The following is a 9643-nucleotide window of genomic DNA, read 5'->3' as shown; positions in this document are numbered from 1 at the left end:
AGAGCTTCGTTGAACATTGGCAGGGTGTGTTCCTGGTTGATGATGTGAATGTTGTTCCGCGCGCCGACGAGGTGTTTACCCATTTTCGGGTTCCAGTAACGGGTTTGGTGACCGAAGTGCACACCGGCCTTCAGCATATCGCGCATGTTGACTTGGGACATGATAGTTCCTTAATAAGTCGGGTTTGGCCTCCACGTATCCCAATGACCAACCAGTGGCATAAAGCCAAAAGCACCCAGGTCATCGTGTCGACACGTGTGTGGATTTAAGCCTTTCGGGGTATCCCCGGAAAGCGGCGCATTTTATATCACAGGGTGGGCGAAAACGGAACCCGGAATCTGCAATCGCTCCGCAGACGCAGGCGCCAGTCCCTTGGAATCGGTTCAGCAGGCACCATTCTATAGAGAGAAGCGATGCACGCAGGCGCGGATTTGCCCTTTGCGTCTGTTAGAATCGCGTTTTATCAGGTCGCAAAATGAACACCGCGACCCTATTCGTATCAAGCAAGCGCCGTCGAGCGCAGAGAGAGCCTGTATGACCGTCAACCTCAAAACCCCCGAGGACATCGCTGGCATGCGTGTCGCCGGCAAACTGGCCGCCGATGTGCTGGAAATGATTGCCGAACATGTCAAACCGGGCGTGACCACTGATCAGTTGAACCAGATCTGCCACGACTACATTGTCGATGTGCAGCAGGCCATCCCTGCTCCGCTGAACTACAAGGGCTACCCGAAGTCGATCTGCACCTCGATCAACCACGTGGTCTGCCACGGCATCCCGAATGACAAGCCGCTGAAAAACGGCGACACCCTGAACATCGACGTGACGGTAATCAAAGACGGCTACCACGGTGACACCAGCCGCATGTTCCACGTCGGCGAAGTGCCAGTCTGGGCCGAGCGCCTGTCGCAGATCACCCAGGAATGCATGTACAAGGCGATCGAGATCGTCAAGCCCGGCTGCCGCCTGGGCGACATCGGTGAAGTGATCCAGAAGCACGCTGAAAAGAATGGCTTCTCGGTGGTTCGCGAGTTCTGCGGCCACGGTATCGGCAAGGTTTTCCACGAAGAGCCGCAAATCCTCCACTACGGTCGTGCAGGCACCGGCATGGAACTGAAGGCCGGCATGACCTTCACCATCGAGCCGATGATCAACCAGGGCAAGGCCGACACCAAAGTATTGGGCGACGGCTGGACCGCGATCACCAAGGATCGCAAGCTCTCGGCACAGTGGGAACACACCCTGCTGGTGACTGACACCGGCTATGAGATCTTCACCCTGCGCGCCGACGACACCATCCCGCGCATCTCGGCCTGATCCACACAACGCTCCCAGCCTTTATAAAGGAAAGCCAATCGATGCCGCAGGTGGATCCCGAACTCTTCGACCGCGGCCAGTTCCAGGCTGAACTGGCCCTCAAAGCGAGTCCTATCGCGGCGTTCAAGAAGGCGATCCGCCAGGCCCGCGAAGTGCTCGACACGCGTTTTCGCAACGGTCGCGACATTCGCCGCCTGATCGAAGACCGTGCCTGGTTCGTCGATAACATCCTGCAAAAAGCCTGGGAGCAATTCAACTGGAGCGAAGACGCCGACATCGCACTGGTCGCGGTCGGCGGTTATGGCCGTGGTGAACTGCACCCTTATTCCGACATCGATTTGCTGATCCTGCTGGACAGCGCCGATCACGAAGTCTTCCGCGATTCCATTGAGCGTTTTCTGACGTTGTTGTGGGACATCGGCCTCGAAGTCGGTCAGAGCGTTCGCTCGGTCGATGAGTGCGCCGAAGAGGCCCGCGCCGACCTGACAGTCGTCACCAATCTGATGGAGAGCCGCACCATCTGCGGCCCAGAGCGCCTGCGCCAGCGCATGCTCGACGTCACCAGCACCGCGCATATGTGGCCGGCCAAGGAGTTCTTCCTGGCCAAACGTGCCGAGCAGAAAGCCCGCCACCACAAATACAACGACACCGAGTACAACCTGGAGCCGAACGTCAAAGGCTCGCCCGGTGGACTACGCGACATTCAGACGATTCTGTGGGTAGCACGCCGTCAGTACGGCACCCTGAACCTGCGCGCCCTCGCCGGTGAAGGCTTCCTGGTCGAAAGTGAAAACGCGCTGCTCGCCTCCTCCCAGGAATTCCTCTGGAAAGTGCGCTACGCCCTGCACATGCTGGCCGGCCGCTCTGAAGACCGCTTGCTGTTCGATCACCAACGCACGATTGCAACGCTGTTGGGTTTTGAAGGCGATGACGCCAAACAGGCCATCGAAAACTTCATGCAGCAGTATTACCGCACGGTCATGAGCATCGCCCAGCTCAGCGACCTGATCATTCAGCACTTCGAAGAAGTCATTCTGGCGCCGGACGACGAAGCGCCGCCACAGCCGATCAATTCGCGATTCCAGTTGCACGACGGCTATATCGAAGCACGCAACGACAACGTGTTCCGCCGTACACCGTTCGCCATGCTCGAGATTTTCGTGCTGATGGCGCAACAGCCGGAAATCAAAGGCGTGCGCGCCGACACCATCCGCCTGCTGCGCGAAAACCGTCATCTGATCGACGACGACTTCCGCAACGACATCCGCAATACCAGCCTGTTCATCGAGCTGTTCAAGTGCAAGATCGGCATCCATCGCAACCTGCGCCGAATGAACCGTTACGGCATTCTCGGCCGCTACCTGCCGGAGTTCGGTTTCATCGTCGGGCAGATGCAGCATGACCTGTTTCACATCTATACCGTCGATGCACACACGCTGAATCTGATCAAACATCTGCGCAAGTTGCAGTACACCCAGGTGTCGGAGAAATTTCCGCTGGCGGCCAAGCTCATGGCCAAACTGCCCAAGCCCGAACTCATCTACATGGCGGGGCTGTATCACGACATCGGCAAAGGCCGGCATGGCGATCACTCGGAGATCGGCGCGGTCGATGCCGAAGCGTTCTGCCAACGCCATCAATTGCCGTTGTGGGACAGCCGCCTGATTGTCTGGCTGGTGCAAAACCATCTGGTGATGTCGACCACCGCCCAGCGCAAGGACTTGTCCGACCCGCAGGTGATCCACGATTTCGCTCAGGCGGTCGGCGACGAAATCCGTCTCGACTATCTGTACGTGCTGACCGTCGCCGACATCAACGCGACCAACCCGACGCTATGGAACTCCTGGCGTGCAAGCCTGTTGCGCCAGCTCTACACCGAGACCAAACGTGCCTTGCGCCGTGGCCTGGAAAACCCGGTGGATCGCGAAGAGCAGATCCGTCAGACGCAAAGTGCCGCGCTGGATATTCTGGTGCGCGGCGGCACCGATCCGGACGATGTCGAACAATTGTGGGCGCAACTGGGCGATGACTATTTCCTGCGGCACACCGCTGGCGACGTCGCCTGGCACAGTGACGCGATTCTCCAGCAGCCGGCCGATGGCGGGCCGCTGGTGCTGATCAAGGAAACCACTCAGCGCGAATTCGAGGGCGGCACGCAGATCTTCATTTATGCCCCGGATCAGCACGACTTCTTCGCCGTGACCGTGGCCGCAATGGATCAGCTCAACCTGAACATTCACGATGCACGGGTTATCACGTCCAGCAGCCAGTTCACCCTCGACACCTACATCGTGCTCGACAACGAAGGCGAATCCATCGGCGACAACCCGGCCCGGGTCAAACAGATCCGCGACGGCCTGACCGACGCCCTGCGCAACCCCGATGACTACCCGACGATCATTCAGCGGCGGGTTCCGCGTCAGCTCAAGCACTTCGCGTTTGCGCCACAGGTAACGATCCACAACGACGCACAACGTCCGGTGACCGTGCTGGAGCTGACCGCCCCTGACCGTCCGGGATTGCTGGCGCGAATCGGCGGGATCTTCCTCGAGTTCGACCTGTCGCTGCAGAACGCCAAGATTGCCACGCTGGGCGAACGGGTGGAGGACGTGTTCTTCATCACCGACGCGCATAACCAGCCACTGTCCGACCCACTTCTGTGCAGCCGCTTGCAGGATGCGATCGTCGAACAGTTGAGCGTCAATCAGGAACCCGATATCAAACTTTCGCGCATCAGCATCTGAATTAACAAATCATCCCTGCCGGAACCGGCAAGCTCCAACGCAGGATTGGCAATGAAACCCATGTGGGAGCGAGCCTGCTCGCGATAGCGGTACTTCAACACACATACATGTTGAATCTGCCGCCCTCATCGCGAGCAGGCTCGCTCCCACAGGTTTCTCATCCAGCCTGAAAGTTGCAGCAAGCCCGCTCCCACATTGAACGAGGCCCGCATGAACAACGCCCTGAACCAGCTCCAGCCCTACCCGTTCGAAAAGCTCCGCGCCCTGCTCGGTACGGTCACGCCGAACCCGGACAAACGCCCGATCGCGCTGTCGATCGGCGAGCCGAAACACCGCTCGCCAAGCTTTGTCGCCGAAGCGCTGGCGAATAATCTGGATCAGATGGCGGTGTATCCCACCACCCTCGGCATCCCTGCCCTGCGCGAAGCCATTGCCAACTGGTGCGAGCGCCGTTTCAGTGTGCCAACTGGCTGGCTCGACCCGGCGCGCAACGTGCTGCCGGTCAACGGTACCCGTGAAGCGCTGTTCGCCTTCACCCAGACCGTGGTCAACCGTGGCGACGACGCACTGGTGGTCAGCCCGAACCCGTTCTATCAGATATATGAAGGCGCGGCGTTCCTTGCCGGCGCCAAGCCGCATTACCTGCCGTGCCTCGACGAAAACGGCTTGAATCCGGACTTCGACGCCGTGACGCCGGACATCTGGAAGCGCTGCCAGATTCTGTTCCTGTGCTCGCCAGGCAATCCGACCGGCGCACTGATCCCGGTCGAAACCTTGAAAAAACTCATCGCGCTGGCCGACGAGTACGACTTCGTGATCGCAGCCGACGAGTGCTACAGCGAACTCTACTTCGACGAACAAACCCCACCGCCGGGCCTGCTCAGCGCCTGCGTCGAACTGGGCCGCAAGGACTTCAAGCGTTGCGTGGTTTTCCACAGCCTGTCCAAGCGCTCCAACCTGCCGGGCCTGCGCTCGGGTTTTGTCGCCGGCGATGCCGAGATCCTCAAGGGTTTCCTGCTGTATCGCACCTATCACGGTTGCGCGATGCCGGTACAAACCCAACTGGCCAGCGTCGCCGCATGGAATGACGAAGTGCACGTACGCGCCAACCGTGCACTGTACCGCGAGAAGTTCGACGCGGTGCTGGCCATCCTCAGTCCGGTGATGGACGTGCAGCGCCCGGATGGCAGCTTCTATCTGTGGCCGAATGTGCAAGGTGATGACGCAGCCTTCTGCCGTGATCTGTTTGCCGAGGATCATGTCACCGTGGTGCCGGGTTCTTATCTGTCTCGCGAAGTGGATGGCGTCAACCCAGGTGCGGGCCGAGTGCGCATGGCGCTAGTGGCGCCATTGGCCGAATGTGTAGAAGCCGCACAGCGTATTCGCGACTTTATTATTCGCCATCGATAACGAGTAAGACTTCGTGCCATAGCAATGGCACGAACGCCCCTGACAAGTTACATTTCAAACAACTTCCACTCTATCTCGAACGCCGTCAAAAGTTTAATCTTTGGCGGCGCACTTCTTCGTACCGAACGAAACGCTAGCAACTTGCTATTGGCAATACGATCAATAACACCCGAAACTTTACACATAAACAAAGTTTTTCAAGACCCACACATTATCAAACAAAAACTCAAGCCTTAAATCAGACCCAAAAGGATATTGACCATGATTAAAAGCACTCCCTGCATGAAACTACACATTGAAGACCCCTATGCCTCTTATCAGGCCGCTGTTAGCGAAAACCCTGACAATGCGCTTAAAAACAAGGGAGGGTTACTCGCTGTTGGCATCGAAAGTAAACTCTGGAAACCTGGTCGCACCCTGACTATCTCTTTCCTGGGAAAACCTTCCGAATCGCTGAAAGACCTGCTTAAAGCATTGATCCTCGAATGGGAACCTCTGGTCAACCTGACATTCAAGTTCGTCGAGGGCAATGACGGCATTATAAAAATACAAACCAATGCCCGCTCGAATGCATCCCATATTGGCACCGACGCTTTGCTCTATGGGCCAGGAGAGCCGACCATGTTCATAGCCAATCAGCCGTCGAACCCTGAATTCAGAGCCTCTGTACTGCATGAGTTCGGTCATGTACTTGGGCTGCATCACGAGCACCTGCACCCTGATGCCGACATCCCCTGGAACAGGAAAAAAGTGTATGAGGTATATGCCAGTAAGTGGGGCATGTCCAAAGAGCTGGTCGACCTTAATATTTTTACGCCTATTTCCGAACACGTTATGGTCGGAAAGTACGATCAGGACTCCGTCATGCACTACCCTGTGGAAAAAGAGTTGACCGATGGAAAGCTTGAAGTATCGCTCAACTCAAATATCAGCAGCGAAGATAAACGTATCATTCAAATCCTGTACCCACTGACTCCACCTGGAGGTGGCGGTGGTGGCGACTGCGAACAACCTTGATATCCACGTCTTGGGTGCGAACTTACTAACAGGCTTATTTGACGACACCTAAGTTAGCCTCACTTAAATCCAGTTCCCCCAACACTTCACGCAACACGTCATCGCCGATCTGGTGATGACGACTCAAGCTGTACAACTCCAGGCGTTGCGCCCGCAGCGCTTTCAGACGCAGGCGCCGCTCCAGCAGATCCATCTGGAACGCCAGCGCCTGCGCCTCGGCAGAATCGTTGAACACCTCCAATTGATGCCGGTATTCGGACATGATTCGCGCCTTGAGCTCCGCCGCCAATGCCGCCTGCGCAGCGTCCTGCGGACCGGTTTCCTCGGTTTCCAATGCATGGATCGCCGCCTCGGCGGTTTTGCGCCAGGCATCGCGTACTTCTTGCCGGCGCTTGTCGTCCGGACTCTTTTCGATACCACGCAGCAACAGCGGCAAGGCGATGCAAGCCGAGACCAGCGACAGCAGAATCACCCCGGCGGCAATAAAAATCAGCAGATCACGTTCGGGAAATGCCTCGGTGCCCATCAGCATCGGCACCGACATCACACCTGCCAGTGTCACCGCTCCGCGCACGCCGCCGACGGTCAGTAACCAGCAGGATCGCGCGGTGGGCACTTGAGTCAGATCGCCCTTACCGCGCCAGCGTCGCAACAATACCGACAAACGCCAGATGCTCTGCACCCAGATAAACCGCAACAGCACCAGCGCCAGAAAGATCGCCACCACGTCGAGGCAGCGATACAACAAGGTCGGCCACAACGTCGGTTCGTGGCTGACCACAGCTTTGATAATGTCGGGCAATTGCAGGCCGAGCAGCAGGAAGATCAGGCCATTGAAAGCAAATTCCAGCAGCGACCAGACGCTGCGATTGAGCAACCGGGTGCTGGTCTGGCGTGGCAGCAGATCGAGCCAGCTCTGCATCATCCCCGCCGCGACCGCCGAGAGAATGCCCGAGACGCCAAGGCGTTCGGCCAGCACATAAGCGGCGAACGGCAGTAGCAACATGAACACTACGTGGGTGGCCGGATCGTCCCAGCCCCGGGCGATCATCCAGGCGCGCAATCGGCCAACCAGCCAGCTCAGCGCCACCCCGACTGCCAATCCGCCGACCGCCACCACGACAAAGGTCAGGCTGGCATTGGCCAGCGAGAACACGCCAGTCACCGCTGCGGCCAGAGCAAACTTGAACGTCACCAGACCCGACGCATCGTTCATCAGCGCCTCGCCTTGCAACATGTGCATCAGCGGCGTCGGCAAGCGATTCTGCGAGATTGCGGATACCGCCACGGCGTCAGTCGGCGACAACACAGCCGCGAGGGCAAAGGCTACTGGCAGCGGAATTGTCGGCAACAGCCAGTAAATGAAGTAACCGGCACCGACTACGGTGAACAACACCAGCCCGACCGCGAGCGTCAGGATCGGGCCACGCAAATGCCAGAGCTCGCGTTTGGGCATGCGCCAGCCATCGGAAAACAGCAGCGGCGGAAGGAACAGAAACAGGAAAAGTTCTGGGTCGAGGGCCACATGCAGACCCAGCGTCGGCCAGGCCAACAGTGCCCCGGCGGCGATTTGCACCAGAGGCAGCGGCAGCGGGATGACCCGTCCGACCAGACGCGAGACGCTGACGAGCATCAGCAGGATCAGAACGGTATAAGCGGTTTGCATAAAGCGGAAATCTCAGACAATCGACAGCGTTGAACTGCCATATTAGCCGCTTAGGATGCGTCTGGCGTTTGCACCTATGTCGCAGCCTCCCTTTGTAGGAGTGAGCCTGCTCGCGATAGCTGTGCATCAGTCACCAGTAATAATGAACGTGACGACGTCATCGCGAGCAGGCTCACTCCTACAGGGTTTTGCGTATTCGCCGAAGGGTCATGGCATAATCCGACACCATTTTTTTCCAGCACCTGTAAAGGGGGCGATTCCTTGACCGTTTCAAGTAAAACGTTGCACCTTTTCGGCATCAAAGCCTGCGACACCATGAAGAAGGCGCGCACCTGGCTCGATGAACACGCTGTCAGCTACGACTTTCATGATTACAAAACCGCCGGCATCGACCGTGAACACCTGACTCAATGGTGTGACGAACACGGCTGGCAGACGGTGCTGAACCGTGCAGGCACGACCTTTCGCAAACTCGACGACGAACGCAAAGCCGATCTCGACCAATCGAAAGCCATCGAACTGATGCTCGCACAACCCTCGATGATCAAGCGCCCGGTGCTCGATCTCGGTGACCGAACCCTGATTGGCTTCAAGCCAGATATCTACGCGGCCGCTCTGAAGTAAGCAGCCCGTCACTTTTTGTAGAGGTATTCACATGTCCAACTCCCTGTTCAGCATTGCCTTTGGTGTCGGCACGCAAAACCGTCAAGGCGCGTGGCTGGAAGTGTTCTACGCACAACCATTGCTTAACCCTTCGGCTGAACTGGTCGCCGCTGTTGCGCCGATCCTCGGTTACACCGAAGGCAACCAGGCCATCACTTTCACTACCGCGCAGGCTGCGCAACTGGCTGAAGCCGTCAAAGGCATCGACGCCGTTCAAGGCAAGCTGCTGACCCGTCTGGCCGAGAGCCACAAGCCGCTGGTCGCCACACTGCTGGCCGAAGACGCACAACTGACCTCGACGCCTGAGGCCTACCTCAAGCTGCATCTGCTGTCCCATCGCCTGGTCAAGCCGCACGGCGTGAGCCTGGTCGGGATCTTCCCGCTGCTGCCGAACGTTGCCTGGACCAGCCAGGGCGCCATCGACCTGAGCGAACTGGCCGAGTTGCAACTCGAAGCCCGTCTGCGCGGCGATCTGCTGGAAGTGTTCTCGGTGGACAAGTTCCCGAAAATGACCGACTACGTGGTTCCGGCCGGCGTGCGTATTGCTGATGCCGCGCGTCTGCGTCTGGGCGCCTACGTGGGCGAAGGCACCACCGTGATGCACGAAGGCTTCATCAACTTCAACGCTGGCACCGAAGGCCCGGGCCTGATCGAAGGCCGCGTTTCCGCTGGTGTATTCGTCGGCAAGGGTTCGGACCTGGGCGGCGGTTGCTCGACCATGGGCACCCTGTCGGGCGGCGGCAACATCGTGATCAAGGTAGGCGAAGTCTGCCTGATCGGCGCCAACGCAGGTATCGGTATTCCGTTGGGAGACCGCAACACCGTC

The 9643-nt window shown here is 58.2% G+C and carries 8 protein-coding genes; 6 read left to right on the top strand and 2 right to left on the bottom strand.

From position 1 onward, the window contains the following. Positions 1-161 (bottom strand): 30S ribosomal protein S2 (locus ACIOZM_RS30560; protein ID WP_401221160.1); only part of this gene is annotated, 161 nt, incomplete at its 3' end. A 373-nt stretch (positions 162-534) separates the two neighbouring features. Here ACIOZM_RS30560 and map point away from each other — a divergent pair. The 4 genes from map (at position 535) to ACIOZM_RS30540 (ending at position 6488) form a co-directional block, all read left to right on the top strand. After that, positions 535-1317 carry a type I methionyl aminopeptidase gene (gene map, locus ACIOZM_RS30555; protein ID WP_042557873.1) on the top strand — a complete coding sequence of 261 codons (783 nt, stop codon included), beginning with the start codon at positions 535-537 and terminating at the stop codon, positions 1315-1317. Positions 1318-1358: 41 nt separating this feature from the next. Beyond that, positions 1359-4061, top strand: coding sequence for a [protein-PII] uridylyltransferase (locus ACIOZM_RS30550; RefSeq protein ID WP_401221157.1), 2703 nt, complete (start codon positions 1359-1361; stop codon positions 4059-4061). A 210-nt stretch (positions 4062-4271) separates the two neighbouring features. After that, entirely contained in the window at positions 4272-5471 is a 1200-nt protein-coding gene (dapC, locus tag ACIOZM_RS30545; RefSeq protein ID WP_401221154.1) for a succinyldiaminopimelate transaminase, read from the top strand. 261 nt (positions 5472-5732) lie between these two features. After that, positions 5733-6488, top strand: a complete 756-nt coding sequence (locus tag ACIOZM_RS30540) for a M12 family metallopeptidase (protein ID WP_401221151.1) — start codon at positions 5733-5735, stop codon at positions 6486-6488. A 34-nt stretch (positions 6489-6522) separates the two neighbouring features. Here ACIOZM_RS30540 and ACIOZM_RS30535 read toward each other — a convergent pair whose 3' ends face one another. After that, positions 6523-8154, bottom strand: coding sequence for a Na+/H+ antiporter (locus ACIOZM_RS30535; RefSeq protein WP_401221148.1), 1632 nt, complete (start codon positions 8152-8154; stop codon positions 6523-6525). 261 nt (positions 8155-8415) lie between these two features. Here ACIOZM_RS30535 and ACIOZM_RS30530 point away from each other — a divergent pair, with 261 nt between their 5' ends. Both ACIOZM_RS30530 and ACIOZM_RS30525 read left to right on the top strand, forming a co-directional pair. After that, positions 8416-8778, top strand: a complete 363-nt coding sequence (locus ACIOZM_RS30530) for an ArsC family reductase (RefSeq protein ID WP_003222107.1) — start codon at positions 8416-8418, stop codon at positions 8776-8778. A gap of 31 nt (positions 8779-8809) precedes the next feature. After that, positions 8810-9643, top strand: an 834-nt coding sequence (locus tag ACIOZM_RS30525) for a 2,3,4,5-tetrahydropyridine-2,6-dicarboxylate N-succinyltransferase (RefSeq protein WP_401221145.1), incomplete at its 3' end; no start/stop codon positions are given.

The organism is Pseudomonas sp. NPDC087346 (assembly GCF_044744235.1).
Taxonomy (GTDB): Bacteria; Pseudomonadota; Gammaproteobacteria; order Pseudomonadales; family Pseudomonadaceae; genus Aquipseudomonas.
This window is presented reverse-complemented; position numbering and strand designations above follow the sequence as displayed.

Bases quoted from the DNA above. Each gene is read 5' to 3' on its own strand.
- ACIOZM_RS30535 (WP_401221148.1), bottom strand. From the start codon at position 8,154: ATGCAAACCGCTTATACCGTTCTGATCCTGCTGATGCTCGTCAGCGTC.
- ACIOZM_RS30540 (WP_401221151.1), top strand. From the start codon at position 5,733: ATGATTAAAAGCACTCCCTGCATGAAACTACACATTGAAGACCCCTAT.
- dapC (WP_401221154.1), top strand. From the start codon at position 4,272: ATGAACAACGCCCTGAACCAGCTCCAGCCCTACCCGTTCGAAAAGCTC.
- map (WP_042557873.1), top strand. From the start codon at position 535: ATGACCGTCAACCTCAAAACCCCCGAGGACATCGCTGGCATGCGTGTC.
- ACIOZM_RS30550 (WP_401221157.1), top strand. From the start codon at position 1,359: ATGCCGCAGGTGGATCCCGAACTCTTCGACCGCGGCCAGTTCCAGGCT.